This window comes from Micromonospora sp. WMMA1949 (genome assembly GCF_027460145.1).
GTDB lineage: Bacteria > Actinomycetota > Actinomycetes > Mycobacteriales > Micromonosporaceae > Micromonospora.
Map to the genome: position 1 here is coordinate 1,220,655 of NZ_JAPZBG010000001.1, position 26,888 is coordinate 1,247,542.

The following is a 26,888-nucleotide window of genomic DNA, read 5'->3' on the forward strand; positions in this document are numbered from 1 at the left end:
CCGGCGGTCCGGAATCAACCGAATTACCGACCGCTGGTCAGGTGCGGGCGACCCGCCGGACGATGCCGAGCAGCGACTCCTGCACCTCGTCGATCGGCCGCTCCGGCGAGAAGATCAGCCAGTCCACCGCCACCACGAGCCCCACGCCGAACAGCGCCGAACTGGCCGTACGCACGTCCAGGTCGGCGGGGAGATCACCGCTGTCCACGCCGGCCTGCACGGTTTCGGCGATCACCGCGATGGCCTCGCCGCGCAGCAGCCGCAGCGTCTGCTGCCACTCCCTGTTGGTGCGCCACATCTCCGAGAGCAGGAGCTGGGCGAAGGCGCGGTAGCGGCGGATGTACTCCAGCTGGGCGCGGACCAGCGCGCCCAGCGCCTCCAGCGGCGGCAGCCCGTCGACGGCGGCCCGGAAGTCGGCGGTGAGCAGGCCGATGCCGTGCCGCAGCAGCTCCTCGAACAGGACCGTCTTGGACTGGAAGTTGTAGTAGACGGTCCCCTTCGCCACACCGGCCCGGGCCGCGATGTCGTCCACCGTGGTGGCCGAGAAGCCCTGCTCGGCGATGAGGTCCACCGCCGCCACGAAGAGGCGCTGGCGGGTGTCCTCGCGCCGGCGCGTCCGTCCGTCCGTCACCGGCTCATCCTCACATGGTCAGTTCGGGGTGCAGCTTGGCCGGGGTCAGCCGGCGGGACCGGCGGGCCGCGCCGACGGTGAGCGCCATGGCGCCCAGCCCGAACGCGAGCAGCACCAGCGTGGCGGTGACCACGGGTGCGGTCGTACCGCCGTTGATGGTGTGCCGCAGGCCGTCCACCACGTACGTCATCGGCAGCCAGGGGTGGATCGCCTGGAAGAAGCCGGGCGAGGTCTGCACCGGATAGGTGCCGCCGGACGAGGTGAGCTGGAGCATCAGCAGCGCCAGCGCGGCCAGCCGGCCGGCCGGGCCGAGCGCCACGCCGAGCAGTTGCATGATCGCGGTGAACGCCAGCGAGCTGAGGGCGAGCAGCCCGAACGTGGCCGCGCCGTGCCTCGGGTCGAGCCCGAGCCCGAGCGTCACCACCGTGTAGAGCGCCGCGACCTGGGCCAGGCCGATGCCGGCGGCCGGGAGCCACCCGGCGAGCACGACCCGCCAGCCGGGCGCGCCGGACATCACGTGCCGCCGGTTGACCGGCCGTAACAGCATGTAGGTGATCATCGCGCCGACCCAGAGCGCCAGCGACAGGAAGTACGGGGCGAAGCCCACGCCGTACGAGCCGGCCGGGTTCTGCGAGTCGCGGATCAGGCCGACCGGATCGCCGAGCACGCCGGCGCGAGTGGCCGCGTCGTCGTACCCGGGCAGTTTCCGTTCCCCGGCGGCGAGCCCGTCGGCGAGTTCCCCGGCACCGCCCTCGAGCCGGGTCAGCCCGTCGACCAGGCGGTTGCTGCCGCTGCCGAGCTGGGCCAGGCCGCCGTCGAGCTGGCGGGCGCCGGTGGCGAGCCGGTAGAGGCCGCCGCGCAGCTCGTTCGCGCCGGTCGACGCGTCGCCCAGCCCGTCGCGGAGCTCGGCGCTGCCCTGGGCGAGTGTGGCGAGCCCGCCGGCCAGCTCGTTGACCTTGGCGCGGGCGGAGGCGACGTCGTCGGCCAGGTGCGGCGCGGCGGCGGCCACCTCGCGGGCGGTCTTCGCCACGTCGGTCATCTGCTTGCGCAGCGTGGCCATGTCGGTCTTGTCCAGCGCGGCCACCACGGAGCGGGCCTGCGTGACGGCCCGGTCGGCGGCCTTGCGGGCGGCGGCGAAGTCGGGGTTGTCGGCCAGCTCGGGGTGCTCCTTCGCGACCGCGTCGAGCCGGTCGCGGATCTCCTCGGCGGTCGCGACCACCTCGGCGGCCCTGCCGGGTAGCGCGTCCAGCCCGGCGGCGAGCTGCTGCGCGCCGTCGGCGACGAGCGTGGCCGCCTTCTCGATCTTGTCGGCGTTGCGGCGCAGCACCGGCTCGTACCTGTCGGCGGCGGCGTTCACGGTGGCCGCCGCGGCCTTGGTCTCGGTGGCGGCGCGCCCGGCACCGTCGGCGAGCTGGGCGGCGCCGGTGCGCAGCTGGTTCAGGCCCTTGGCGAGCTTGTCCGCGCCCTGGACGGACTGGTTCAGTCCACCGGCGAGCTGCCCGGCGCCGTCGGTGGCGTCCCCGAGCCCGTCGGCGAGCTGATCGGCGCCCCGCTGGGAGCTGCCGAGCCCGTCGGCGATCTTCCCGGCGCCGTCGGCGGCGCGGCCGGTCTCGGCCTTGGCGTCGGTGAAGCCGATCAGCATCTTGTCGAAGTACGTGGCGGCGGTGCTCTGCGCGGCGGCGGCCCGGATCTCGCTGAACGCCGACCGGGCGAGCAGCCCGGAGAGGTAGTTGGTGGCGTCGTCGTTGACGACCTTCAGTTCGCCCTGCCGGGCCGGACGGTCCGGTTCCGGGCCGGCGGCGAGCGTGGCGGAGAAGTCCTCCGGGATGGAGAAGATCAGGTGGTAGCGCCCGTCGCGCAGCCCCTTCGTGGCGTCGGCCTGGTCGGTGACGGTCCAGCCGAACACCTTGCGGTCGAGCAGCTTCTCGGTCAGGTCCCGGCCGGCGTGCACCTCGCTGCCGTCACCGGCGGTGGCCGGCCGGTCGGCGTTGACCAGGGCGACCGGGATGCGGTCCATCTTCCCGTAGGGATCCCAGAACGCGTACAGGTAGAGGGCGCCGTAGAGCAGCGGGACGACGGTGAGCACGGCGAGGGCGGCGCGCGGCAGCCGGCCCCGGGTCATCCGGCGCAGCTCGAACAGGGCCAGTCGCAGGACGCTCATGCGGGCACCTCGGCGGGAAGGGCGGGAGCGGGCTCGGTGGGAAGGGCGGGGGCGGGCACTGCCGGGTCGCCGATGCGGTGCACGGTGGCGGCGACGCCGGGTTCGACGGCGCGGGCGCTGGCGACGACCGCGTACCCCTGGTCGGCGAGGCGTTCCAGCGCGCCCCACATCCACTCCCGCTCGGGGCGGTCGGCGCCGGCGTCCACGTCGTCGGCGACGATCAGGCTGGGGCCGCCGAGGCTCGCCAGCACCAGCCCGAGCACCTGCCGTTCGACCGGGGTGAGGTCGCGGCCGTACCGGTCGGGGTCCAGCGGGGCGTCGGTGAGCCCGGCGCCGGCGATGGCGGTGGCGTAGGCGTCGCGGCGGTAGGCCCGGCGGGCCCGCACCGCGGCCACCGGCACGAGGCGGCGACGGCGGCGCGGCACCGGCCCGAGCAGCAGCAGGCGTTCGGTGATGTGCTCGGCGACGGTGAGCGTCGGGTCGGGTTCGTGCACGCCCGCCACCTGGCCGAGCGCGGCCGGGCCCCGGCGGCGCAGGTCGCCGTGGCTGTGCGGGAAGCGCCCGGCGAGGGTGAGCAGCAACGAGGTGCGCCCGCTGCCGGGCGGGCCGGTGAGCGCGACCAGCTCACCGCTCGCGGCGGTGAGGCCGACGTCCCGGTAGACCCAGCCCCGGCGGGTCCGCAGCCCCAGGCCGCTGGTCTCGACGATGTTCATCAGGACCCCGAATTCCGAACTGACTAGTCAGTATAAAAACATGCCCAGCCTAGCGCCGGTTGTCCGGTTCGGGACCTCTGGCGGGAGTGATCCTCAGAACAGCACTGTGGCGAGCGTGCCGACCGGGCGGAAGCCGCAGCGCTCGTAGACCCGCCGGGCGGGCAGGTTGAAGTCGTTGACGTAGAGGCTGACAGTGGGCGCGACCCGGTCCAGCGCGTCGCGGACCACGGCGGCCATCGCGGCGGTGGCGATGCCCCGGCCGCGCCACTCCGGCGCCACCCAGACGCCCTGCACCTGCGCGGTCCGGCGGGTCACCACCGCCAGCTCCGCCTTGAAGACCACCCGGCCGTCGACGAAACGGGCGTAGGCGCGGCCGGCGCGTACCAGCTCGGTCACCCGCCGCCGGTAGCCGCGCCCGCCGTCCTCGGCCAGCGGCGACACCCCGACCTCCTCGGTGTACATCGCCACCGCCGCCGGGAACAGCCGGTCGACCTCGTTGCCGCGCACCCGGCGCACGTGCGGGTCGGGCGCCACGGCGGGCAACGCGTCCGTCGCCAGCAGCGGCTGGTTCGGGCGTACGTCCCGAGCCGGCCCCCAGTGCGCGGAGAGGCGGTCCCAGAGCCCGAGCACCGCGTCGGCGCGGCCCACGATCGAGGAACAGAGCCGCTCCTCGGCACTCAACTGGTCGGCGAACGCGGTCACCGCCGACTCGGACGCGAGCACCGGGGTCAGGTTGCCGCCCAGCCAGCAGATCGACTCCAGGTGCCGGCGGGAGCCGTACCCGAGGATCCGCGCCTCGGCCCGCCACCAGGCCAGCCCGCGTGCCGCCACCCGCTCGGCGACCTGCGCGCCCGCGTACGGGTCGAGGTCGAGCAGCCGCTCGACCGCGCGGCGCTCCGACTCCCCCAGTTGGCGTACCGGCATCGTGAGCACGGCTACCAGCCTGCCAGATCCACCCCGGCGTGCGCGGGCCGACCGGGCACCCGGACGGGCGGCGCTCAGGCCGCCGGCACCGGCACCGGTTCGGGCGCGGACGGCCGGGTCCGGGCGGCCCACCGCACCACCGGCGGCACCAGCGCGCCGAGCAGCAGGAACACCACGCCGAGCACGAGCCAGCCGGGTACGCCCCACCCGATCGCGAGCGTGGTCACCACCACCGGGGCGACCATCGAGCCGAGTTGCATGCCCATCCCGTACGCGCCCTGGTACTGCCCGTGCGCGTGCGCCGGAGCCAGGCCGAAGGAGATGCCCCAGCCGGCCGCGGCGTGCCACAGCTCGCCCACGACGTGCACCAGCGCACCGGCCAGCAGCAGCGGCACCGCCACCGCCACCGGTACGCCACCTCCGGCCGCGAACAGCGCGCAGGCGCCGGCGAGCAGGACGCCCGCGCGCCGGGCGGCCCGGCCCGCGCCGGTCAGGTCCTCGGTGCCCCGCGAGGCGCGGACCTGGAACAGGATCACCACCACGGTGTTGACGAGCAGGCAGACCGAGATCAGCCAGTTCGGCGCGCTGGTGTGCCCGGCGATCCACAACGGCAGGGCGATGTTGATCAGCGAGAAGTGCATGGACATGAGCCCGTCCAGCACGGTGAAGGCGAGGAACGGGCGGTCCCGCAGCGCGATCAGGCGGGGCCCGTGCGCCGGGGCGGGCACCGGCGGGACCGGCGGGAGCCGCAGCAGCACCGCCGCCGCGAGCACGTAGGTGGCCGCGTCGAGCAGGATCAGCGTGACGTACGCGCCGCGGGTGTCGGCGGCGAGCGCGAACCCGGCGAGCACGGTGCCCACCGAGATGCCGACGTTGGTGACCGCCCGCAGGTAGGCGCGGGTGCGGACCCGCTGGTCGGGTGGGACGGCACCGGCGATCAGCGCGCCCCGGGCGCCCCGGGTGCCCGCGTCGGCGACCGCCATCAGCATGCCGACGACCAGGAAGCCGGTGAACGAGCGCACCGCGACCAGGGCGGCGGTGCACCCGGCCGAGGCGAGCAACGCGGCCAGCTGGAGCCCGCGCGGGCCGAGGCGGTCGGCCAGGTAGCCCATCGGCGTGCTCGCCACCAGGCTGACCAGCGCGGTGAGCGTGAGCGCCACACCGACCTGGGACACCGTGAGCCCGACCGACCGGGTGAGGAACAGCGCGCTGGCGGTGAGCCAGGTACCGCGCCCGACGGTGTTGACGAGCGTGGAGAGGGCGAGGATCCGGGACGGGCCCGGTTCGGGAAGCAGGCGCACCCCGGCAGCCTAACAGTACGCTCGTACGGTTTTCCGCCCGGTTTACCTGGCGTCTTGTCGGCGATGCATTGCCGATATATCGTTGATGCATCAGTGATACGACGTCAGAAGGAGAACACGATGGGTTTCCATCGACGCATGCACGCCATGCACGACGAGATGCGCCGCCGGGGCGGCTTCGGCTTCCCGCCCGTACCCCCGGGCCCGCCGCCCTTCTCCCCCGGGCCGCACGGTCGCGGGCGGGGCCGCGGCGGCCGAGGGCGCGGACGGCGGCCGAACGTGCGCGGTGCCGTGCTGGCCCTGCTCACCGAGCGGCCGATGCACGGCTACGAGATGATCCAGGAAATCGACTCCCGCACCGGCGGGGCCTGGCGGCCCAGCCCCGGATCGATCTACCCGACGCTGCAACTGCTGGAGGACGAGGGCGTCATCGCGACCGCCGCCGACTCCGAGGGCGGGCGCAAGCGGTTCGCGCTGACCGAGGCGGGGCAGGCCGAGGCGGCCGACGCGGCGCAGACCCCGCCCTGGGCCGAGTTCGCCGAGCAGACGGTCAACAGCTGGCACGACATCCGCGACGCCGGCGCGCAGGCCATGCAGGCGCTGCGGCAGGTGATGACCACCGGCACCGACGACCAGCGCGCCCGGGCCGCCCAGGTGCTCGACGAGACCCGGCGCAAGCTCTACGCCATCCTCGCCGAGTCCGAGTGAGGACCGCCGCCGCGACGGCACGCCGGCCGGACGACGGCCGGCGTGCCGTCAGGCGCGGCGCGCGGTGACGAGCAGGTACTCCCAGCGCATCACGCCGCCGTCCAGGTGCCGGGCGGCCAGGTCGGTCAACGCGCGGTCGAGCCCGGCCGTACGCTCCGGGTCGCCCGCGTTCGCCCGGTAGACCGCCACGGTCGGTCCGTAGTGGGTCGCGAAGAAGTCCCGGAACTGCGCGGGCGTGGCGAACCGGTTCACCACCACGGCGTCACGCCCCAGCCGGAGCGCGTCGACCCGATCGCCGAACAGCTCCCGGACGTGGTCCTCGTCGCCCCAGAGCGGGGGCGGCTGCGCGCCCGGCGGCGGTGCCGGCGCGTACGGCCGCATGGCCGCGAACAACTGGCCGACGAAGCCCTCCGGCGTCCAGTTGACCAGGCCGATCCTCCCACCCGGACGGCACACCCGCAGCAACTCGTCGGCGGCGACCCGGTGCCGGGGCGCGAACATCACGCCCACGCAGGACAGCACCGCGTCGAACGCGCCGTCGGCGTACGGCAGCGCCTCCGCGTCCGCCTCCTCCCAGGTGAGCGTCACGCCCTCCCGCTCGGCCGACGCCTGCCCGATCGCCAGCAGCTCCGGGGTGAGGTCACCGGCCACCACCTCCGCGCCGGTCCGGGCCGCCGGCAGAGCCGCGTTGCCGGTTCCGGCCGCCACGTCCAGCACCCGCATGCCCGGTCCCACCCCCACCGCCCGGACCAGCGTCGCCCCCAACTGCGGGATCACCTGCGCGGCCACGGCGGAGTAGTCGCCCATCGCCCACATCGCGCGGTGCCGGGCCTTCACCGCCGCGTCCCGCTCCCGTTCCTCGATCATCTGTTGCTCCTCCCAGTCGTCCCTACCCAGGACGCTAGGCAGCGGACGACCCGGCCCCCAGTACGAGATCTGTACCGCTCCCGACAGGCGCCTGGCCGGGCCGCCGGGCCGGGCGTAGCGTGCCCGCCATGGGGGCCTCCTACCACCAGTTCTGCCCCGTGGCGAAGGCCATGGAACTGCTCGACGAGCGGTGGACGCTGCTCGTGGTCCGGGAGTTGGTCAGCGGCTCGGAACGCTTCAACGAGCTGCGCCGGGGCCTGCCCCGGATGTCGCCCACGCTGCTGTCCCGCCGGCTGCACCAGCTCGTCCGCGCCGGAGTGGTGGAGCGGCGGGTCGACGGCGCCGACGTGCGCTACGTCCCGACCGCCGCCGGGCGGGAGCTGCGGCCCGTGCTGGAGGCGCTCGGCGCCTGGGGTGTGCGCTGGATCGGTGAGCTGGGCGACGCCGACCTGGACCCGAAGCTGCTGCTGTGGGACATGCACCGGCACGTCGACCACGACGCGGTCCCGCCGGGGCGTACCGTCGTGCGGTTCCGCTTCCGGGACGTGCCGGCGGCGCAGCGCGACTGGTGGATGGTGATCGCCGGGGGCGAAGCCGACGTCTGCGACATCGACCCGGGGCACGACGTGACGGTGACCGTCACGGCGGACCTGCGCGCCCTGGTCCAGGTCTGGATGGGCGACCTGGAGTGGGCCGTGGCGCTGCGCGGCGGCGCGGTGGAGGTGACCGGGCCGGAGGCGCTGCGGCGCGCCGCGCCCGGCTGGTTCACCCTCTCCCCCTTCGCCGCCGTGCCCCGCCCCTGAGACGGCGCGTGCGGCCGCCCCGGACGGGGACGGCCGCACGGCGACGCGGGAGTGCGATCAGTGCACGGTGACGGTGGCGCCGCCCGGCACCAGGTCGCGCAGCTCCTCGGGGATCTCGGCGCCCATCTCGTCGGCGATCCGCAGCGCCTCCTCGATCAGCGTCTCCACGATCTGCGCCTCGGGCACCGTCTTGACGACCTTGCCCTTGACGAAGATCTGGCCCTTGCCGTTGCCGGAGGCCACACCCAGGTCGGCCTCGCGAGCCTCGCCCGGACCGTTCACCACGCAGCCCATGACCGCGACGCGCAGCGGCACCGGCAGGCCCTCCAGACCGGCGGTGACCTCCTCGGCCAGCTTGTAGACGTCGACCTGCGCCCGCCCGCAGGACGGGCAGGAGACGATCTCCAGGCCGCGCTCACGCAGCCCCAGCGACTCCAGGATCTGGTTGCCGACCTTGATCTCCTCGACCGGCGGGGCGGACAGCGAGACCCGGATGGTGTCACCGATGCCCTCGGCCAGCAGCGCGCCGAACGCCACCGCCGACTTGATCGTCCCCTGGAACGCCGGGCCGGCCTCGGTGACACCGAGGTGCAGCGGGTAGTCGCACTGCTCGGCCAGCTGCCGGTACGCCCGGATCATCACCACCGGGTCGTTGTGCTTGACCGAGATCTTGATGTCCCGGAAGCCGTGCTCCTCGAACAGCGAGCACTCCCACAGCGCCGACTCCACCAGGGCCTCGGCGGTGGCCTTGCCGTACTTGGCCAGCAGGCGCTTGTCCAGCGAGCCCGCGTTCACGCCGATCCGGATCGGCACGCCCGCGTCGCCGGCGGCCCGCGCGATCTCCTTGACCTTGTCGTCGAACTGCCGGATGTTGCCCGGGTTCACCCGCACCGCGGCGCAGCCGGCGTCGATCGCCGCGAAGACGTACTTCGGCTGGAAGTGGATGTCGGCGATCACCGGGATCTGCGACTTGCGCGCGATCGCGGGCAGCGCCTCCACGTCGTCCTGCGACGGCACGGCGACCCGGACGATCTGGCAGCCGGACGCGGTCAGCTCGGCGATCTGCTGGAGCGTGGCGTTGACGTCGGCGGTGAGGGTGGTGGTCATGGACTGCACCGAGACCGGCGCGCCACCACCGACCGGCACCGAACCGACCATGATCTGGCGGCTGGCCCGGCGCGGGGCCAGCGGCGGCGGCGGTACGGGGGGCATACCGAGACTGACAGCGGTCACTTCAGGCACTCACCTTGAAAAGAGCGTGATGGGGTTGATGACATCGGCGGTGACTGTCAGCAGCGTGAACGCGCCACCGATCAGGATCACCGCGTACGTGAAGGGCATGAGTTTGAGGTAGTCGACCCGGCCGGGGTCCCGGCGGCCGATGCGCGCGTAGAGCCAGGACCGTGCCCGTTCGAACCAGGCGATGGCGATGTGTCCGCCGTCCAGCGGGAGCAGCGGCAGCAGGTTGAACACGCCGATAAAGAAGTTCAGCGACACGAACAGCATGAAGAACACCAGCCAGGCGTTGTTCTCCACGGCCTCGCCGCCGAGCCGGCTGGCGCCGACCACGCTGATCGGGGTGTCCACGTCACGCTCGCCGCCGGTGATCGCGTTCCACAACGCGGGCACCTTCTGCGGGATGCGCTGCATGGCGTGCGCGGTCTGCACGGCCATGGTGCCGGTGAAGTCGGCGGTGGCGCCGAACGCGGCGACCGGGCCGTACTCGACCCGGGTCGGAGTGGTGGGCGAGAGCGCCACGCCGAGCGCGGAGACCGACGAGGGGGCACCCTTCGGGTCGTCGAGCGGCGGACGCTGCACCGCGGCCAGGTCGACCCGCGCCTCCTGCGGCTTGTCGTCACGCACGAAGGCGACGGTGGCCGTACCGGGCGGGGTGGCGCGGACCACGTCGAGCATGTCGCCCCAGGTGGAGACCGGCTTGCCGTTCACCGCGGTGATCCGGTCGCCGTCCTGGAGCTGGGCCTTCTGGGCCGGGCTGGCCGGGTCGCCGGACTCGCAGGCGCGGGCCGCGTTCTCCACCACCACGCACGGCGCGATGGCGATCACCGCCGGCTCGGCCCGGAAGCCGGCCTCGGTGCTGGGGAACTTGGGGTTCGGCAGTCCGACCGACACCGCGATGATCCAGAGCGCGATCAGGGCCAGGGCGAAGTGGGTGATCGAACCCGCGGACATCACGATCGTCCGCTTCCACACCGGGTAGCGCCACATCGCGCGCTTCTCGTCCCCCGGCTCGACGTCGTCGTCCTGCGGGGTCATGCCGACGATCTTGCAGAAGCCGCCGAGCGGGATGCCCTTGACGCCGTACTCGGTCTCGCCCCGCTTGAACGACCAGAGCGTCGGGCCGAAGCCGACGAAGTAGCGGGTGACCTTCATCCCGAACGCCTTGGCGGTCAGCATGTGCCCCGCCTCGTGCAGGCTCACCGAGATGAGGATCGCCAGGGCGAACAGCACCACCCCGAGCAGATAGCTCATCGAGCTCCTTCCACCGACCCGACGATGATCTCCTGGGCGTGCGCCCGTGCCCACGACTCGGCGGCGAGCACGTCCTCGACGGTACCTGGTTCGTCGAAGTCGGGTGCGTCCTCCAGCACCCGCTGGAGGGTGTCGACGATGCCGAGGAACGGCAGCCGGCCCGCGACGAACGCGGCCACGCACTCCTCGTTCGCCGCGTTGTAGATCGCCGGGCGGCAGCGCCCGGCCTCACCCGCCGCTTTGGCCAGCGCGACCGCCGGGAACGCGGCGTCGTCGAGCGGGAAGAACTCCCAGGTGTGTGCAGTGGTCCAGTCCACCGCGGCGGCGGCGCCCGGCACGCGGTCCGGCCAGCCGATGCCGAGCGCGATGGGCAGCCGCATGTCCGGCGGGCTGGCCTGGGCGAGCGTGGACCCGTCGGTGAACTCGACCATCGAGTGGATCACCGACTGCGGGTGGACCATCACCTCGATGTCGGCGTACGGCACGTCGAACAACTCGTGCGCCTCGATCACCTCCAGCGCCTTGTTGACCATCGTGGCGGAGTTGATCGTGACGACCGGGCCCATGTTCCAGGTCGGGTGCGCCAGCGCCTGCTCCGGCGTCACGGCGGTCAGCTCGTCGCGCCGCCGCCCCCGGAACGGGCCGCCGCTGGCGGTGACCACGAGCCGCCGCACCTCGCCCCGGGCGCCGCCGCGCAGGCACTGCGCCAGCGCCGAGTGCTCGGAGTCGACCGGAACAATCTGCCCCGGCCGCGTCACCGCGGCCTTCACGAGGGGGCCGCCGGCCACCAGGGACTCCTTGTTGGCGAGCGCGAGGGTACGCCCGGCGTGCAGCGCGGCCAGCGTCGGCGGCAGGCCCAGCGAGCCGACCACCCCGTTGAGCACCACGTCGCACGGCCACTGCGCCAGCTCGGTCATCGCGTCCGGCCCGGCGACGATCTTGGGCAGCTTGAAGTCACCGCTGGCCCAGCCGCGCTTGCTCGCCTCGGCGTAGAAGGCGAGCTGAAGATCCTGCGCGGCGGACGCGCGGGCCACACCGACCGCCTCCACGCCCAGCTCCAGCGCCTGCGCGGCGAGCAACTCCACGTTGCCGCCACCCGCGCCGAGGGCGACCACCCGGAAGCGGTCCGGGTTGCGCTTGACGATGTCGATGGCCTGGGTGCCGATCGAGCCGGTCGAACCGAGCAGCACGAGGTCTCGGGGAGTGGTCACCGGACCATTGTTCCCCAGCGCCTCACCCCGGTTCGTCCCGGAGTGCCCGGCGACATGATCGACTCCACTTCACCGAGGTGACGCCGTTACGCCTCGGGCGACACCGGAGGCCGCGTACTCCCGCGGCCTGTCGATCACGTCGACCGGTGCGATCTCCCCCACCAGCAGCGCGTCCTGGATTGTGACGGCGCGGAGACCACCGGCCGGGCGTCGCAGCACGGCCAGGTCGGGAACGAACAGGTCGTCACCGGACACCAGGTTGACCGATCGACAGCCCCACCAGCCGGCGGCCCGGGCCGCCACCCCGATCCGGTACGCGAGATGGAGATGCGCCGTACGCCGGTCGACGCCGCTGCCCGGCGTGACGATCACGCAGCCGCGCAGCACCTCGATCCTCGGGCCGTTGTTCTCCAGCAGCAGGTCGAGTGCCGCCGCGGCCGTCCAGGGCTGGTCAAGGCACCCCAGAAGATCCAACGACCTACCGGACGAGTCGCGGTCAGGCCGGTCCGATGCCGCGAGGCGTCGAGGTCGGCAAGGAGAACCTCCAGTTCCTCGTCCGACCCGATCAGGTCCGGACGAGCCAAATCGTCGAGGCTGGTGACCGGCTCGGCGCCTTGGCGGCGTGCGAGTTCGCCGGCCGGGACGGCAGCCGTGCCGGGCAGGACGGGACTCCGCTCCGCGTCACTCGACGTGCCTCCGCTCACCGAAGACACCCTTTCTCCTCGACCAGGCCGAGCCGGATGCTCGGAGTCGAGCTTCACCCGTTCTCGTGCCGTCGCTCGCACAGATGGTGCGTCCCGGTGGCGAACCGACGCGCTCAGACGAGCAAGGTCCGGTCGTGGAGGAAGGCGAGAACGTCCTGTCTCTGCTGCGGCATGAGTTCTGCCAAGGGCACGATCAGCGCTCGCCCTCCCGACATTCGCACCAGCAACTGGCCGTGGACCTGTTCGACGGCGGACACGGCGGACCACCGCACCAGCGTGTGGCCGTCCGGGCTCTCGCACCGCAACCCCTCGTCCGAGAGGTTCCAGCGGGCCGCAACGGAGCCCCACTGCCAGGCCGCCCCCACCGCACGGTGCAGCATCACGGCCGGGGCGAGGAACCAGCAGAGCACGGCCCCACCCGCCAGCGCAGCGGCGACGAGGCGGGGCTCCGCGACGAGCGTGAAGACCGACAGCAGCGCCAGCGTGCCGCCCACCCATCGATAGGGCAGGACCACGCCCCGCAGGAGCCGGCGCCACGCCACGGTGAACGGGCCCCGCTCGGGCGCGGCCTCGAACTCGATCAGCACGACGTACGGTAAACCGCGCCCACGCCCGGCGATCTCCGCCGAACGGTCAGGCGGGGCTGTCGCTGCGGGATGAGGCTACGGGGACGCGATCGTCCCGTCTGGCGCGGTGAGGTGCTCCAGGTGCTCCAACGGCAGGTGCGAGGGCTGCCACTCCAGGAACAACGCGGTGGCGTCGTCGTCGAGCTGGTCCTGCTGGTAGGCGAGGACGGCACGCACCAGCCGGCGCATCGTCTCCGGGCTGGGCAGCCGCTCGTTGAGGGCACGCTCGACGAAGTCGACGAGCCGATCCAGCCCGAACCGTTCCCCGTCGTCGCCCCGGGCGTCGGTGATGCCGTCGGTGTAGGCGAGGATGCGGTCGCCCGGGTGCAGCGCCTCCTCGTGCGCCCGCGGGCGCCGCGTCGACAGGTTGCCCAGCCCGAGCGGCAGCGCGGTCGGTCCGGGCAGTGCCCGGACGGCCTTGCCGTCCCGCAGCAGCATGGCGCCGGGGTGGCCGGCGTTGATGGTCCGCAGCACGCCGGTCCGCCGGTCGAGTTCGGCGAGCAGCGCGGTCGCGAACAGCCCGGGGTGTTCGGAGCGGACCCACCTGTCGATGCTGATCGCCGTGTCGACCAGGTCGAGACCGGTGCGCCGGGCGTTGCGGTACGCGCTGACCACGAGCGAGGCCAACGCGCTCGCCTTGATCCCGTGCCCGCAGGTGTCGAAGAGCCCGACGCTGAGCACGTCACCGTTGAGCGCGTAGTCGAAGATGTCCCCGCCGACGTCGTAACACGGTTCGAGGATGGCGGTGATCACCAGCTCGTCCGTCGCGAAGGTCAGCGGCGGCAGCAGCCCCCACACGGTCTCGGCAGCGACCTGCATCGGCAGGCGGCGGCGGATCCGTTCCACGACGTCGCCGTAGAGCCGGCGGTTCACCAGGACCTGAGCGACGGCGACCGCCACCTCCCAGGCCGGCCGGTCCAGCGCGGGGTCACCGGCGCGCGACGACACGATTTCCAGCGCCCCCAGCCGTTCGCAGCCGAGCAGCAGAGGCACCCAGAGCCGATCCGGGCGGTCGGGGGCGCGCTGCACCTGCAGGCCGGTGAACGCCCGGCCGGCCAGCGTCGTCTCGATCGTGAGCTCGTCCCGGGGCGCGCCCACGCCGACCAGGGGTACGAGCGAGGACTGCGTGTAGTCGGCCAGGTAGATCACGATGTCGGTGGCCCCGATGACGGGCGCGACCCGGTTCACCAGGAGCGACAGGTCGTCCGGACCGCCCCGGGCGGCGTGGAGGTGCAGCCAACGCGCTGCGTCGCCACCGTCGACCATCCGTGCCTCCCCCGTGTCCCCACCACCGTAGGAGGCCGAGGGCGAACTGCCAACGGCACGGCTCAGGCCGGACGTTCCAGGACGAAGGTCTCCAGTTCGACCCCGCCGTACCAGTCGGTGCGTACGCCCACGTGCGTCATGCCGAGGCGCCGGGTCACCGCCATCGACGGGTCGTTCCCGGTCATCACCACCGCGTACACCCTCGGGGTGCCGGTGGCGAACTCACGTTCCAGCACCGCGCGGGCCGCCTCGGTGGCGTAGCCGTTGCCCTGGGCGTCGGGGTGCAGGTGCCAGCCGACCTCGATGTCGTCGGTGAGGGTGACGCCGTCGCGTCCCGGCAGCGGCTTGAGCAGGATGCTCCCCGCCACCGGTCCGCCGGCGCGCGGCTCGATCGCCCACAGGCCCCAGCGGCCGGCGTACGGCGCCCAGCGTTCGTGCCACATCCGGACCCGCTCGCGCGCCTCGGACGGGTCGGTCATCCGGCCCTTGCCGCCGCCCAGCCAGCGCATCACCTCGTCCCGGGAGTAGATGTCGTAGATCCGGGCCAGGTCGTCCGGTGACTCGGTCCAGTCCCGGAGCACCAGCCGGTCGGTCGTGGCGATCGTCATGCCGCCGGATCGTAATGCGTGGCGCGGGGCCGTACGGGGAACGAGAGGGCGATGGGCGACGGGTGGGATCGGGCGAAGCGGATCACGGCTGCGGCGTTCCGGCCGGTCCGCGGCCGGGATCTCTCCCTGCACGCCGCCGCGATCACGTTCTACGGCGCGATCGCCGTGGTGCCGGTGGCGCTGCTGGCGATCTGGCTGACCGGGCTGCTCGCCGGGGCGGACCGGGTGCGGCGGCTGACCGGGTACGCCATCGAGACGCTGCCCACCGAGATCGGCGCGCACCGGGCGGCGGCCGCGCTGGTCGAGGCCGGGCTGGGGCTGACCCCGCTGCTGGCGCTGGCCTCGCTGCTGCCGGCCTCCCTCTACGGGGAAGGGCTGCGCCGCGCGTTCGTCTCGGTGGCCGAGCCGCGCGCCGAGTCCGGTGCGCTGGTCGGCTGGCGCGGTCGCCTGCTGCTGCTCCCGCTGCTGGCGCCGGCCCCGGTGCTGCTGCTGTCGATCCTGCTCGGGCTGCCGATGACCACACGGCTGGTACGCCAGGGCGGCTGGGTCGGCGCGCTCGGTGTGGTGCTGTCGTTCCTCGCGGTGTGGCTGGTGCTCACGCCGGTGCTGATCTGGGTGTTCCGGGTGGTCGGCCCGGCCTCCCCGGACTGGCTCGCCACAGTGGCCCTGGGCTCGTTCACAGCGGCGAACCTGTCCGGCTTCCTGCACGGCTTCGTGCTGTTCTGCTCGCTGCCGCTGGACCTGGGCGTGCCGTTCGGCGGCTTCGACGAGATCGGCGGTGGCGTGGCGGTGCTGCTGTGGCTGTACCTGTTCCACGTGATCGTGCTGTCCGGCTATTCGGCCACGCTGGCGGCGAGCCGGTGGCGGGCCACCCGGGAGGCGGCCCGCGCCTGACGGCCGCCGTCAGCGCCGGAACGGGCCGCGCACCTCGTACGTGATGCCGCCGGTGCCGGCCCGGGCACCGCTGGTGCCGCGCTGCGAGGAGAAGTAGAGCCTGCTGCCGTCCGGGGAGAACGCCGGCCCGGTGATCTCCGACTCGGACTGCCCGAGCAACCGCACGAACGGCGCCACCACACCGGCCGGCGTGATCACGTTGATCTCCATGTTGCCGCCGTCCTCGGCCACGTAGAGGTCACCACCGGCGGCACCGGTGATGTTGTCGACGCCGGTCAGCGGCGCGGCGCCGGCCGGCACCAGCGAGTCGTCGTACGCGAGGTCGAGCCGCTGGTTCACCGCGTCGTACGCCCACACCCGGTTGTCCCCCTTGGTGGTGAACCAGCAGGTGTCGTCGGCGTACCAGCAGCCCTCGCCGCCGTCGAACGTCTGCGCCGCGGCCACCTGGTAGCGGGTGGGCACCGGGAAGCCGTCGCGGTCCGGCAGGTCCCGCCAGGTCACCGGCCCGGTCACCTGGCCGTCCGGGGCGCAGAGCACCTGCACCTTGCCGGTGCGCAGGTCGCCCCAGGTGTCCGGGACGAACCGGTAGAAGCAGCCGTCGCCCTCGTCCTCGGTCAGATAGACCACCCGCCGCTGCGGGTCGCAGGCCGCCGCCTCGTGCTTGAAGCGGCCCATCCGGGTCCGCTCCTCACCGGCCCGGCCGCCCTCCGGCCACGTCTCGAACACGCGGCCCAGCGGCACCTCCTCGCAGGACAACCAGGTCCCCCACGGGGTCGGGCCCCCGGCGCAGTTGACGTTCGTGCCGCCGAGGATCCGGTACGCGGCGGTGATCGCGCCGTCCGCGGCGAACCGCACCGCCGAGGCGCCACCGACGAGCGGCACCTCCGAGTTGGAGACGTAGATCCAGCCGTCGCCGGACGGGAAGCAGGCGCCGCCGTCCGGCGCCGGGTGCCAGGTGTACGAGGTGCCGGCGACCCGCTGCCCGGAACGGGCGATCACCCGGCTGGTGAAGCCGGCCGGCAACTGGAGGCCGTTGGCGTCGGCGGCCAGCAGGTCGCCGTACGGGCCGGGGCCGGGCTGGGCGGGCTGGGCCGGGGCGGCTGCGGCGGTCCAGAGACCACCGGCGAAAGCGGCGGCGCCACCGACGGCTGTGGCACGCAGGACGGTACGACGGTCCATCGGGGATTACCTCCCGGAGGCGGTGGGTGTCCCGTCGACGGTAGGACGGAAATGCATCGACAACTGCCACTATAGGGTGAACGCCCGGTGACGGCCGTCCGGCGTCAGAGGCCCTCGACGTACCGCTTGGCGTCGGCGAGCGACATGTGCGTGTGCTCCCGTACCACCTTGATCGCCTGGATCTTCTTCCCCTGGTACAGCAGCCGCGCGGCCTCGGCCCGGACCGCGTCGTCGACGGCCGTTCCCGGTGCCGGCGGGCCGGGCGACCAGGTGCCGCCGGACGCCAGCACGTCCACCGCCCGCTTCGCGTCCAGCAGCGACAGCCCGGTCTGCTCGCGCAGCACCTTGACCGCCTCGACCGTACGCCCCGCGCGGGCCAGCCGGAGCACCTCGGCCTGCCCGTCGCCCGCCGGGCGATCCGGGGCGACCAGGTCCCGGGGACGGTCGCGCCGCAGCACGAGCAGGAGCAGGAACACCACCACGACGAGCGCCACCGCGAGCGCGATCTGGACAGCCGGGGACATGCCGGGAACGGTAGCGCCTCAGCGCGAACCCTCCCGCCCGGCACCCGCCGCCGCTACGCTCCGTTCCCATGAGCGACGCGAGTGAGCTGCCGTCCCGCGCCGACGTCGTGGTGGTCGGCGCCGGGCACAACGGCCTGGTCTCGGCGATCCTGCTGGCCCGCGCCGGCCTCGACGTCCTCGTGCTGGAGGCATCAGGGGTGATCGGCGGCGCCACCCGCACCGAGAACCCGTTCCCGAAGGTGCCGGGGCTGCGTCACTCCAGCGGGTCGTACCTGCTGGGGCTGATGCCGCCGGAGCTGCTGGCCACGCTCGACGTGACCATCCCGGTGCTGCGCCGCGACCCGCACTACTTCCTGCCCACGCCGGGCGGGCTCGGCTCGCCGTACCTGCTGGCCGGCAGCGACGTCGCGGCGAGCCGGCGGCAGCTCGCGGAGATGTTCTCCCCCGCCGACGTCGCCGCCGACGACGCGCTGCACGCCGAGCTGGCCCAGCTGCGGGAGGACCTCGCCCCGGCGTGGCTGGCCGAGCCGCTGCCGGTCGAGGAGACCGCCGAGCGCTACGTGCGGCCCGCGCTGCGGCAGGTCTTCGTCGACCTGGTGCGCGGCTCGGTCGCCGACCACCTGGCCCGCTTCGACTTCCGCTCCGAGCTGCTGGTCAGCATGTACGCGGTCACCGACGGCCTGTCCGGGCTCAACGCCGGCCCGGACGACCCCGGCACCGGGCACAACTTCCTCGTGCACAACATGTGCCGGCTGCCGGGCGCGGACGGCACCTGGATGATCACCCGGGGCGGCATGGGCACCGTGTCGCGCACGTTCGCCGAGGCCGCCGTACGCGCCGGGGCGCGGATCGTGGCCGACGCGCCGGTGACCGCGATCCGGCTGGCCGGAGGCGCCGCCGCCGGGGTCACGCTCGCCGACGGGCGGGAGGTGGACGCCCCGGTGGTGCTCGGCGCCTGTGACCCGTACCGGCTGATGGAGCTGCTGCCCGACGGCGCGCTCCCGGCGGAACTCGGCGCGCGGATGGCGGCGGTCCGCCGCACCGGCACCACGCTCAAGCTCAACCTGGCGCTGACCGGGCTGCCGCGCTTCTCCTGCCTGCCGGACGACGCGCCGAGCCCGTTCGGATCGACCATCCACCTGCTGCCCGGCTCGGCCTCGCTCGTCGGCGACGGTGGCGAGTCGCCGATGGCGGCGCTGCGCGGCATGTGGGCGGACGTGCGGGCCGGGCGGCTGCCGGACGAGCCGACGATCGAGTGGTACCTGCACACGACTGTCGACCCGTCGCTGTCCGACGACGCGGGGCACCACTCGTCGGCGCTGTTCGTGCAGTCGGTCCCCTACGAGCTGGCCGGCACCACCTGGGAGGCGGCGCTGCCCGGCTACGTGGAGCGGCTGATCGCGATCTGCGAGCGGTACGCACCGGGCGCCGGTGACCTGGTCGCGGACGCGGTGCCGCTGCCGCCGCCCGGCATCGAGGCGCACTTCGGCATCACCGGCGGGCACATCCACCACGTTGACAACACGGTGTCGTTCACCGACCGGATGCCGTACGCGACGGGTGTGGACGGGGTGTACGCGGGCAGCGCCGGCTGTCACCCGGCGGGCAGCGTGATCGGCGCCGCCGGGCACAACGCCGCCCGCCGCATCCTCGCCGAGATGTAAGGAAGGGCCCCTTATTAACGCCTCCGGTAGAGGAAGGGCCCCTTCTTAACAGCCGCTCACGGCGTCTCGGGCGCCTCCTGGCCCGCGGGCGGGAGATCGCCCGGCCCGCGCACCAGGTGGACGCCGACCAGCAGCAGGTACGCCAGCAGGCTCAGCACCGGGTCCACGAACACGATCGCGAACGCGACCAGGTAGAGCAGCGGACCGAGGCGGAACCGCCGGGCCACCGCCCGCGCCAGCCGCGGGTCCAGACCGGGGTGCAGCAGCCCGCGGCGGCGTGCCCACCACCAGCTCAGGTTGAAGAAGAGCGCCTCGCCGAGCACCACGCCCACGTACAGAGCGGCGGTCAGCCGCTGGTCGCGGACCGTGCCGCGCAGGTTGTCCGCGAGCAGGTCGGCGGTGAACGGGATCGCCGCCACGAACATCAGCAGCAGCAGGTTCAGCACCAGCAGCATCTGGTCGACCCGGCGGACGTAGCGCCACATGTTGTGGTGGGTCAGCCAGACCTGGCCGACGATGGCGAAGGTGATCACGTACGCCAGGTAGGCCCGCCACTCCTGCACGAGCACCGCGGCCAGCCCGTCGTCCTGCGGCAGGTCCGGGTCGAACGCCAGCAGCTCGACGGCCATCAGGGTGAGCACGATGGCGATCACCGCGTCGCTGAACGCCTCCACCCGCGAGGCGTCGCGCGCCATCTCGCTGCCGCGCCCGAACCGGTACGCCGGTTCCCTGTCCGCACCCGTCACGCCGCCCCCTCACGACCGATGGTCGCGTGCCGGGGGCGGCGGGCGGGGCGGAACTCGTCAGATGGCCGCTTCCCCGGCCGGCGCCGGGGTCTCCGCGTCGGCGCGGTGCGCCCGGATCTTGTGCCCGACGCTGGTCAGGCAGCGCCCGCTGGCCAGGTCGAACTTCCAGCCGTGCAGCTGGCAGGTGAGCTGGTCGCCATCGACGATGCCGAACCGGCTCAGGTCCGCCTTCAGGTGCGGGCAGCGCCGCTGCACCACCCAGCCGTCGAGCGTGATGTCCTCGGCGTCGACCGCCCGCTCGTGCTCGTCGTACCAGCCCTCGGCGTACTGGAGACGCTCCTCGGACAGGCACTTGAAGAAGGCGTAGACGAACTCGTTGTACTGGCCGATCCGGGCCGCGGAGAAGCGGCAGGAGAGGAACAGCGAGTTGACCCAGTCCACCTCGCCGATGTGCAGCAGGTGCTCGATCAGCGCCCGCTCGGTACGGAAGCGGTAGCGCACCTTCTCGTCCGCGTACGGCCGGACCTCCTTGCCCGGGAAGTCCACCACGATCGACTCGACCTCGGACCCGTCGTAGCCGACCAGGTCGAAGCGGACCGGCCCGCCGACACCCTTGGCCAGGTAGATCGACTCGTCCAGCAGCGGCTCGATCCGGCGCTTCATCTCGCCCAGCACGTCGACCTCGGGGTGCCGCCAGGACGCCTTCTCCGCCTCGATGACGCCGCGCTTGCGCTCCCGCATCTCCTCCAGGTGGGCGACCTTGTTCGCGAAGAACTCCTCCACCGGCACCGGGTGCGTGGTGGTGGCGCCCTCGGTGGTGATCTCCGATACGCTGCCCGGCAGCAGCACGATGCCGTTGGTGCCGCCGACCTTGGCGTACTCGGAGAGGAACACCGACTGGTCGGGGAAGATGTTGCCCTCGTCGCCGAAGATGTCGTTGAACTGCCACAGCTCGTCGTCGAGGAAGCACGGCGGGCCGGCGATCGGGAAGACGTGGTCGGCCTTCAGGTCGTCGATGTAGCGCCAGGTGCGGTCGAACTGCCGGTCCCGCTTCTGCTTGCCGAACGCGGTCTTCGCCGCCTGCGGCAGCTCGTAGACCATCGGGTACCAGATCGCGCCGGAGAACTGCAGCATGTGCGCGTGCACGTGGCCCAGCTCGGCGAACACGCTCAGGTCGGTCGGGCGGGCGTCGTTCTGGTTGAGCAGCCGGACGCCGTCGTACTCGACCCAGAGCGAGGAGTCGCCGATCGGGCCGTCGGTCGGGCTGGTCAGCGCCTGGATCATGATCTTCAGGCCGCCGGGCAGCTCCACGACCTGCTCGTTCGGGGCCTTGAGGAACTTGGTGAAGCCCAACTCCCGGAACTCGTCCTCCATCTCCGAGGTGGGGAACTCGGGGAGCAGGACGGTGGCGTCCTTCGACACGAAGTCACGCAGGTGCTTCGCGTCGAAGTGGTCCCGGTGCAGGTGCGACACGTACAGGTAGTCGACCTGGCCGAGGGTCGCCCAGTCGAGCAGGGAGTTGTCCGGGAAGGGGAACCACGAGGCGAAGTAGGCGGGGTTGACCCACGGGTCGCACAGGATGCTGCCCGCAGCCGTGTCGATCCGCATGCTGGCATGCCCCGTACCGGTCACTCGCACCGCAGTCCTCCTCAAAAAGACATCAAGGTGTACGTCAAGACGCTACCGGAGGCAGTGTGCTCGCCGTTCCGCGACGCCGGTAGTGCCCTTCCGCCCCGGCCGCTACGGGACCAACGGCCCGGGCCGGCCGGCGTGCCGCTGTCGCCCGGCCGGGTCATCCCCGGCACAGGAGGTCGGACCCTGCGCCGGGCCCGGTTGGGGGCGTGCCAGACTGATCGGAGATCCGATCGCGAGGGAAGGACCGACAGTGGCAGGAGACGAGCCGGTAACCGCGCCAGATCAGCACAAGCCCGGGCACCGCAAGTCCGGACGGATCGGTGCGGTGCTGTCGGCAGTGGCCTTGGTTCTGATGGCGTTCTGCGGGATCGAGGAGGGCCGGGTGGAGCACCTCTGGCTGTTCGGGATCGCCGGACTGCTGATCGCCATCGTCATCGGCGACGCCGTGCTGCGCCGCAACGGCCTGCGGTCCTGACGCGCGGCGCCCACGGTAGTGCGCGAAGGGCCCGCCCCCTCGTCGGGGGCGGGCCCTTCGTCGTCTCGTGCGGGCGGGGTCAGCGGCCGAGCAGGATGTCCTGCACGTCCTTGAGCGCGGCGTCGACCTCGGCCTCGAAGTAGCCACCGGGCACCAGCCCGAAGCGCAGCGTGTCGAGTTCCTTCGGGTTCACCGGCATCGGGTTGCGCCCCTGCATGCCGCCGAGCAGCGTCTCGAAGAACCGGTCGACCTGGTCCGGGTCGTACCCGCTGCCGAACCGGCGGACCTGGAAGCTGCGGCGGATCTGGTCGACCCGGTGCAGGTCGCTGCCGGGCGGGCCGGCCATCGGCGGCCCCACCATGGGGGGACCGGCGACCGGCGGGCCCACGAGCGGAGGGCCGGTCATCGAGGGGCCCGGGCCGTAGCCCTGGTCCGGCGGCCCGTAGCCCGGGTCCGGCGGACCGTAACCCGGGTCGGGTTGGCCGTAGCCGGGCTCCGGTGCGCCGTAGCCCTGCTGCGGCAACGCCGGCGGACCGCCGGGGCCACGACCGCGCAGCTCGCGGTCGGGCATGCGGATCTCCGCGGTCATGTCGGCACGCCCGCGCCGGCCGGCCTCGAACCCGTCGAAGCGCTCCTCCTGGCCGTACCCGCTGTCCGGTGGGCCGTAGCCACCCGGGCCGCTGTCCGGCGGGCCGTACCCACCGGGACCGTTGTCGGGGCCGTACCCGCCGGGGCCGTTGTCCGGGCCGTAGCCGCCCGGGCCGGGCGGCAGGCCGCGCGGCGGCGGGCCGCCGTGCCCCATCGGCGCGCCCGGGCCCATCGGGCCGGGACCACCCGGGCCGCGCGGGCCGTCGTAGCCGCCGCGCGGGCCGTCGTAGCCGCCGGCGAACGCCCCGGTCGGTTCGTCGTAGCGGTTGCCGTAGCGGTCGGCCGGCGGGCCGGGCTGAGGCGGCATCTGCCGGGGCGGCATCGGCGGCTGCGGCACCGGCGACAGGCCCCTGTCGTCGCGCATCGGCGGGCCGAGCCGGTCGGCCATCCGCGGGTCGCCACCGCGCCCGGCGGGTGCGCCACCGCGCTCCTCCAGCTCGGCGAGCTGCCGCTCGACCCGGTCGAGGTGCAGGTCGACCTGCCACTCGTCGTAGCCGTTGAACCGGACCCGGAAGACGACGTCGTGGACCTCCTGGGAGGCCACGGGCGCGCCCACCGGCTGGCCGTCGAGTGTCGCCTCGACCCGGTCCAGGAAGGCGTCGACCTCGTCGACCTTGTAGCCCCGGCGGAGCGCCTTACGCCGGAAACGCTGACCCTGACTCGCCACTATGTCTCCTGGTCTCGTACCGCTACGCCGTTGCCGCGCGTGAGTCGCCGTCCGTGTCCTCGGCGGCGGCGAGCTGCCCACAGGCCCCGTCGATCTCGCGCCCCCGGGTGTCGCGCACCGTGGTCGACACCCCGGCGTCGCGCAACCGCCGGACGAACTCCCGCTCGACCCACTTCGGGCTGGCGTCCCAGCGGCTGCCCGGAGTCGGGTTGAGCGGGATCAGGTTCACGTGGGCCAGCTTGCCGGCCAGTAGCCGCCCGAGCAGATCGGCTCTCCACGGCTGATCGTTCACGTCCTTGATCATCGCGTATTCGATGGACACGCGACGCCCCGTCGTGGCCGCGTAGTCCCACGCCGCGTCCAGCACCTCGGACACCTTCCAGCGCTGGTTGACCGGGACGAGTTCGTCGCGCAGCTCATCATCGGGGGCGTGCAGCGACAACGCAAGGGTCACCGAGAGGTCTTCGCTGGCCAGTCGGCGGATCGCCGGCACCAGGCCGACCGTCGAGACGGTGATGTGCCGCTGCGACAGCCCCAGCCCTTCCGGCGCCGGGGCGACCAGCCGGCGGATCGCCGCCACCACCCGCGAGTAGTTCGCGAGCGGCTCGCCCATGCCCATGAACACCACGTGCGACAGCCGCGGCGGCGACCCGGCCACCACGCCGGAGGCGGCCACCCCGGCCAGGTAGACCGCCTGGTCGACGATCTCGGCGGTGGACAGGTTGCGGGTCAGCCCGGCCTGGCCGGTGGCGCAGAACGGGCAGGCCATGCCGCAGCCGGCCTGGCTGGAGATGCAGACGGTCACCCGGTCCGGGTAGCCCATCAGCACGCTCTCCACCAGCGAGCCGTCGTGCAGCCGCCAGAGCGCCTTGCGCGTCGCGCCGTCGTCGCAGGCCAGCTCGCGTACCGGGGTCAGCAGGGTGGGCAGCAGCGCACCCGCCAGCCGCTCCCGGGTCGCCGCCGGCAGGTCGGTCATCCGCTCCGGGTCGCGCACCAGGCGGCCGAAGTAGTGGTTGGAGACCTGCTTGGCGCGGAACGCGGGCTCGCCCAGCTCGGCGACGAGCGCCTGCCGGCCCGGCAGGTCCAGGTCGGCGAGGTGGCGGGGAGGCATCGCGGGCTTGCGGCCGCGGGCGTCGGGGTCTACGGAGATCAGCGGGAGGCTCGTCATGGCGCGTCCAGTCTGACACGCTCCCGCCCGGACGCACCCGTCCGTACGTGTCGAATCGCCCCCGGCCGGCCGGGCCGCGTCGGCTCGCCGCCGTGATTCATGCCTCAGCCCACCACCGGGACGAAGACCGCGAGCAGCAGGTACGCCACCGGCACGGCGAACAGGATCGAGTCGAGCCGGTCCATCAGACCGCCGTGCCCGGGCAGCAGGTTGCTCATGTCCTTGACGCCGAGGTCCCGCTTGATCATCGACTCGGCGAGGTCACCGAGCACCGCCGAGACGGAGATCGCCATCCCGAACAGCGCCCCCCACCAGGGGGCCACGTCGAACAACGCCCACAGCAGCGCCGCGCTGCCCGCAGCCGCGGCGGCCACCGAGCCGGCGAAGCCCTCCCAGGACTTCTTCGGGCTGATCGTGGGCGCCATCGGGTGCTTGCCGAACGACACGCCCGCGGCGTACCCGCCGGTGTCGGAGAGCACCACCGCCGCCAGCGTCACCAGCACACGCAGGTGCCCGTCGCCGGGCGCCGCCGCGAGCATGGCCGCGAACCCGGCGAGGAACGGCACGTACACCGCGATCAGGGTGGCCGCGGTGAGGTCGCGCTGGTAGTTGCCGGGCCCGTCGCCGAGCCGCCAGATCATCGTGCCCAGCACCGTCACCAGCAGGCCGAGGCAGAGCGCGTCGGGGCCCGCGTACCAGGCCAGGCCCACGGTGATCACGCCACCGGCGACCAGCGGCGCCAGCGGCGGGTGGGCACCGGTGCGGCGGACCGCGCGGGCCATCTCCCAGATGCCGATCCCGACAGCGGTCGCCAGCACGGCGAGGAACGCCGGCATGAAGAAGAACAGCGGCACCACGACCGCCGCGCCGAGGGCCACCCCGACGCCGATCGCGGCCGGCAGGTTACGCCCGGCCCGGGACGTCGTCGGCTCGGTGGTCGGCGGACGCTCGGCGCTCGCCCGTCGGCGTCCCGGCCCGCGGCGGCCGGCCAGCGGCTCCGGCGCGGGCTCGTCGCGTACCGCCGGGATCTGCTCGGTGGGCTCGTCGCGCACCGGCGCGATCTGCGCGGTCGGGTACTCGTCGTCGCGGGCCGGCTCACCCCACGGGCCGTCGTGCCGCGGCTCGTCGCGCCGGCCGCGGTCGCCGGCCGGCGGTCCGTCGTACCGGCCCGGGCCGTCGTGGTGCCGCGAGGTCGTCGGGTACGGCCCGGCGTACGTGTCCGGGCCGGCGTACGTGTCCGGGCCTCCGCCGGGGCGGGCGTAGGTGTCCGGCTCGGCGGGGTGGGTGTGCGCGGCCGGGCCGGGCCGCCAGGGGCCGGGCTCCAGGTCGGTGTCCGGCCAGGGCAGGGCCGGGGCGGCCGGGCGGTCCCAGCCACGCGACTCGGTGTTGCCGTAGGGGTCGGGGTGGGACATCACGCACCGGCAGCCGGTACGAGAGCCACCACATGACGCAAGACCAAGACCATCCCCTACCGGCGTGAGACTTTCTGTTTACCGACCGACGGCCGGGCGACTCCCGCCGTTCACCCCGTGGTGGTCGGGAATCGTGCCGAGCCTACTGCACCCGCCGCGACGCCGAGGGTGTGCGCCGCCGGGCACGACGACGGCACCGGGCCGCCGCCCCGGCGGGCGACGGCGCGCGGTGCCGTGCGAGGTACGCGGGTGCTCAGACCTCGAGCAGCTCGCTCTCCTTGTGCTTGACCAGCTCGTCGACTCCGCCGACGAAGCGCTGGGTCAGGTCGTCCAGCTCCTTCTCCGCGCGCCGGCCCTCGTCCTCGCCGACCTCGCCGTCCTTGACCAGGCGGTCCAGCTCTTCCTTGGCCTTGCGGCGGATGTTGCGGACGGCGACCTTGGCCTCCTCGCCCTTCTGCCGGGCGACCTTGATCATGTCGCGGCGCCGCTCCTCGGTCATCTGCGGCAGGACGATGCGGAGCTGGTTGCCCTCGTTGTTCGGGTTGGCCCCGAGGTCCGAGTCGCGGATCGCCTTCTCCATGGCGCCCAGCTGCGAGTTGTCGTACGGCTTGATGATCACCATGCGCGGCTCGGGCACCGCGATGGACGCCATCTGCGGCAGCGGGGTCGGGCTGCCGTAGTAGTCGATCACGATCCGGGAGAACATGGCGGCGTTGGCGCGTCCGGTACGGATACCGCCGAACTCCTCCTTGGCGTGCTCGATGGCACGCTCCATCTTCTCCTCCGCCTCGAGGAGGGTGTCGTCGATCACCGGTCTCCTCGCCTCCTTCTGTCGCTCGTCGGGTGTGGTGCGGGTGCTGCCG

The 26,888-nt window shown here is 73.3% G+C and carries 26 protein-coding genes; 5 read left to right on the forward strand and 21 right to left on the reverse strand.

Going from position 1 to position 26,888, the window contains the following annotated elements:
- Nucleotides 1-37: 37 nt before the first annotated feature.
- The 5 genes from O7607_RS05410 to O7607_RS05430 form a co-directional block, all read right to left on the reverse strand.
- A complete protein-coding gene (locus tag O7607_RS05410; RefSeq protein ID WP_269701415.1) occupies nt 38-631 on the reverse strand; it encodes a TetR/AcrR family transcriptional regulator in 594 nt (197 codons plus the stop codon).
- Between the two features lie 10 nt (nt 632-641).
- Nucleotides 642-2,792, reverse strand: coding sequence for a YhgE/Pip family protein (locus tag O7607_RS05415; RefSeq protein ID WP_269701417.1), 2,151 nt, complete (start codon nt 2,790-2,792; stop codon nt 642-644).
- Entirely contained in the window at nt 2,789-3,505 is a 717-nt protein-coding gene (locus O7607_RS05420) for an ATP-binding cassette domain-containing protein (RefSeq protein WP_269701440.1), read from the reverse strand. The genes O7607_RS05415 and O7607_RS05420 overlap by 4 nt, the downstream gene beginning before the upstream one ends.
- A gap of 93 nt (nt 3,506-3,598) precedes the next feature.
- On the reverse strand, nt 3,599-4,438 hold the full coding sequence (locus tag O7607_RS05425) for a GNAT family N-acetyltransferase (RefSeq protein ID WP_269701441.1): 840 nt from the start codon (nt 4,436-4,438) through the stop codon (nt 3,599-3,601).
- A gap of 65 nt (nt 4,439-4,503) precedes the next feature.
- Nucleotides 4,504-5,730, reverse strand: a complete 1,227-nt coding sequence (locus tag O7607_RS05430; protein WP_269701442.1) for an MFS transporter — start codon at nt 5,728-5,730, stop codon at nt 4,504-4,506.
- Nucleotides 5,731-5,850: 120 nt separating this feature from the next.
- Here O7607_RS05430 and O7607_RS05435 point away from each other — a divergent pair, with 120 nt between their 5' ends.
- On the forward strand, nt 5,851-6,438 hold the full coding sequence (locus O7607_RS05435) for a PadR family transcriptional regulator (protein WP_269701443.1): 588 nt from the start codon (nt 5,851-5,853) through the stop codon (nt 6,436-6,438).
- Between the two features lie 48 nt (nt 6,439-6,486).
- On the opposite strand, the gene O7607_RS05440 is transcribed toward O7607_RS05435, so the two are convergent.
- A complete protein-coding gene (locus O7607_RS05440) occupies nt 6,487-7,305 on the reverse strand; it encodes a class I SAM-dependent methyltransferase (RefSeq protein ID WP_269701444.1) in 819 nt (272 codons plus the stop codon).
- A 128-nt stretch (nt 7,306-7,433) separates the two neighbouring features.
- On the opposite strand from O7607_RS05440, the gene O7607_RS05445 reads away from it, so the two are divergent.
- Nucleotides 7,434-8,108, forward strand: a complete 675-nt coding sequence (locus O7607_RS05445) for a winged helix-turn-helix transcriptional regulator (protein WP_269701445.1) — start codon at nt 7,434-7,436, stop codon at nt 8,106-8,108.
- A gap of 57 nt (nt 8,109-8,165) precedes the next feature.
- On the opposite strand, the gene ispG is transcribed toward O7607_RS05445, so the two are convergent.
- From ispG to O7607_RS05480, 7 genes are all read right to left on the reverse strand, one after another.
- The gene (ispG, locus tag O7607_RS05450; protein ID WP_073830326.1) at nt 8,166-9,341 is read right to left on the reverse strand and encodes a flavodoxin-dependent (E)-4-hydroxy-3-methylbut-2-enyl-diphosphate synthase; all 1,176 of its coding nucleotides are present in this window, start codon (nt 9,339-9,341) and stop codon (nt 8,166-8,168) included.
- A gap of 9 nt (nt 9,342-9,350) precedes the next feature.
- Complete coding sequence (locus O7607_RS05455) at nt 9,351-10,598, reverse strand: M50 family metallopeptidase (protein WP_269701446.1); 1,248 nt, start codon at nt 10,596-10,598, stop codon at nt 9,351-9,353.
- Nucleotides 10,595-11,809: a 1-deoxy-D-xylulose-5-phosphate reductoisomerase gene (gene dxr, locus O7607_RS05460; RefSeq protein ID WP_269701447.1), complete on the reverse strand. Its 1,215-nt coding sequence runs from the start codon at nt 11,807-11,809 to the stop codon at nt 10,595-10,597. The genes O7607_RS05455 and dxr overlap by 4 nt, the downstream gene beginning before the upstream one ends.
- Before the next feature lie 69 nt (nt 11,810-11,878).
- Entirely contained in the window at nt 11,879-12,283 is a 405-nt protein-coding gene (locus tag O7607_RS05465; RefSeq protein WP_269701448.1) for a hypothetical protein, read from the reverse strand.
- 343 nt (nt 12,284-12,626) lie between these two features.
- Complete coding sequence (locus O7607_RS05470) at nt 12,627-13,100, reverse strand: YcxB family protein (protein ID WP_269701449.1); 474 nt, start codon at nt 13,098-13,100, stop codon at nt 12,627-12,629.
- 75 nt (nt 13,101-13,175) lie between these two features.
- Complete coding sequence (locus O7607_RS05475; RefSeq protein WP_269701450.1) at nt 13,176-14,405, reverse strand: PP2C family protein-serine/threonine phosphatase; 1,230 nt, start codon at nt 14,403-14,405, stop codon at nt 13,176-13,178.
- Between the two features lie 62 nt (nt 14,406-14,467).
- Nucleotides 14,468-15,013, reverse strand: a complete 546-nt coding sequence (locus O7607_RS05480) for a GNAT family N-acetyltransferase (RefSeq protein ID WP_269701451.1) — start codon at nt 15,011-15,013, stop codon at nt 14,468-14,470.
- A gap of 51 nt (nt 15,014-15,064) precedes the next feature.
- Here O7607_RS05480 and O7607_RS05485 point away from each other — a divergent pair, with 51 nt between their 5' ends.
- Nucleotides 15,065-15,907, forward strand: a complete 843-nt coding sequence (locus tag O7607_RS05485; RefSeq protein WP_269701452.1) for a YhjD/YihY/BrkB family envelope integrity protein — start codon at nt 15,065-15,067, stop codon at nt 15,905-15,907.
- A 9-nt stretch (nt 15,908-15,916) separates the two neighbouring features.
- Here the strand turns inward: O7607_RS05485 and O7607_RS05490 are convergent, their stop codons facing one another.
- A complete protein-coding gene (locus O7607_RS05490; protein WP_269701453.1) occupies nt 15,917-17,086 on the reverse strand; it encodes an alkaline phosphatase PhoX in 1,170 nt (389 codons plus the stop codon).
- A gap of 104 nt (nt 17,087-17,190) precedes the next feature.
- The gene (locus tag O7607_RS05495; protein ID WP_269701454.1) at nt 17,191-17,610 is read right to left on the reverse strand and encodes a ribosomal protein L7/L12; all 420 of its coding nucleotides are present in this window, start codon (nt 17,608-17,610) and stop codon (nt 17,191-17,193) included.
- Between the two features lie 68 nt (nt 17,611-17,678).
- Between O7607_RS05495 and O7607_RS05500 the strand changes: the two genes are divergently transcribed.
- Nucleotides 17,679-19,274: a phytoene desaturase family protein gene (locus O7607_RS05500; protein ID WP_269701455.1), complete on the forward strand. Its 1,596-nt coding sequence runs from the start codon at nt 17,679-17,681 to the stop codon at nt 19,272-19,274.
- 56 nt (nt 19,275-19,330) lie between these two features.
- On the opposite strand, the gene O7607_RS05505 is transcribed toward O7607_RS05500, so the two are convergent.
- Both O7607_RS05505 and O7607_RS05510 read right to left on the reverse strand, forming a co-directional pair.
- A complete protein-coding gene (locus O7607_RS05505; RefSeq protein WP_269706900.1) occupies nt 19,331-19,969 on the reverse strand; it encodes a TMEM175 family protein in 639 nt (212 codons plus the stop codon).
- A 108-nt stretch (nt 19,970-20,077) separates the two neighbouring features.
- Complete coding sequence (locus tag O7607_RS05510) at nt 20,078-21,658, reverse strand: Rieske 2Fe-2S domain-containing protein (protein WP_269701456.1); 1,581 nt, start codon at nt 21,656-21,658, stop codon at nt 20,078-20,080.
- Between the two features lie 247 nt (nt 21,659-21,905).
- Between O7607_RS05510 and O7607_RS05515 the strand changes: the two genes are divergently transcribed.
- On the forward strand, nt 21,906-22,130 hold the full coding sequence (locus tag O7607_RS05515; RefSeq protein WP_269701457.1) for a hypothetical protein: 225 nt from the start codon (nt 21,906-21,908) through the stop codon (nt 22,128-22,130).
- Between the two features lie 79 nt (nt 22,131-22,209).
- On the opposite strand, the gene O7607_RS05520 is transcribed toward O7607_RS05515, so the two are convergent.
- From O7607_RS05520 to frr, 4 genes are all read right to left on the reverse strand, one after another.
- Complete coding sequence (locus O7607_RS05520; protein WP_269701458.1) at nt 22,210-23,445, reverse strand: DivIVA domain-containing protein; 1,236 nt, start codon at nt 23,443-23,445, stop codon at nt 22,210-22,212.
- A 22-nt stretch (nt 23,446-23,467) separates the two neighbouring features.
- On the reverse strand, nt 23,468-24,613 hold the full coding sequence (gene rlmN, locus O7607_RS05525; protein WP_269701459.1) for a 23S rRNA (adenine(2503)-C(2))-methyltransferase RlmN: 1,146 nt from the start codon (nt 24,611-24,613) through the stop codon (nt 23,468-23,470).
- A gap of 104 nt (nt 24,614-24,717) precedes the next feature.
- The gene (locus tag O7607_RS05530) at nt 24,718-26,025 is read right to left on the reverse strand and encodes a phosphatidate cytidylyltransferase (RefSeq protein WP_269701460.1); all 1,308 of its coding nucleotides are present in this window, start codon (nt 26,023-26,025) and stop codon (nt 24,718-24,720) included.
- Between the two features lie 253 nt (nt 26,026-26,278).
- Nucleotides 26,279-26,836, reverse strand: coding sequence for a ribosome recycling factor (frr, locus tag O7607_RS05535; RefSeq protein WP_269701461.1), 558 nt, complete (start codon nt 26,834-26,836; stop codon nt 26,279-26,281).
- Nucleotides 26,837-26,888 lie beyond the last annotated feature (52 nt).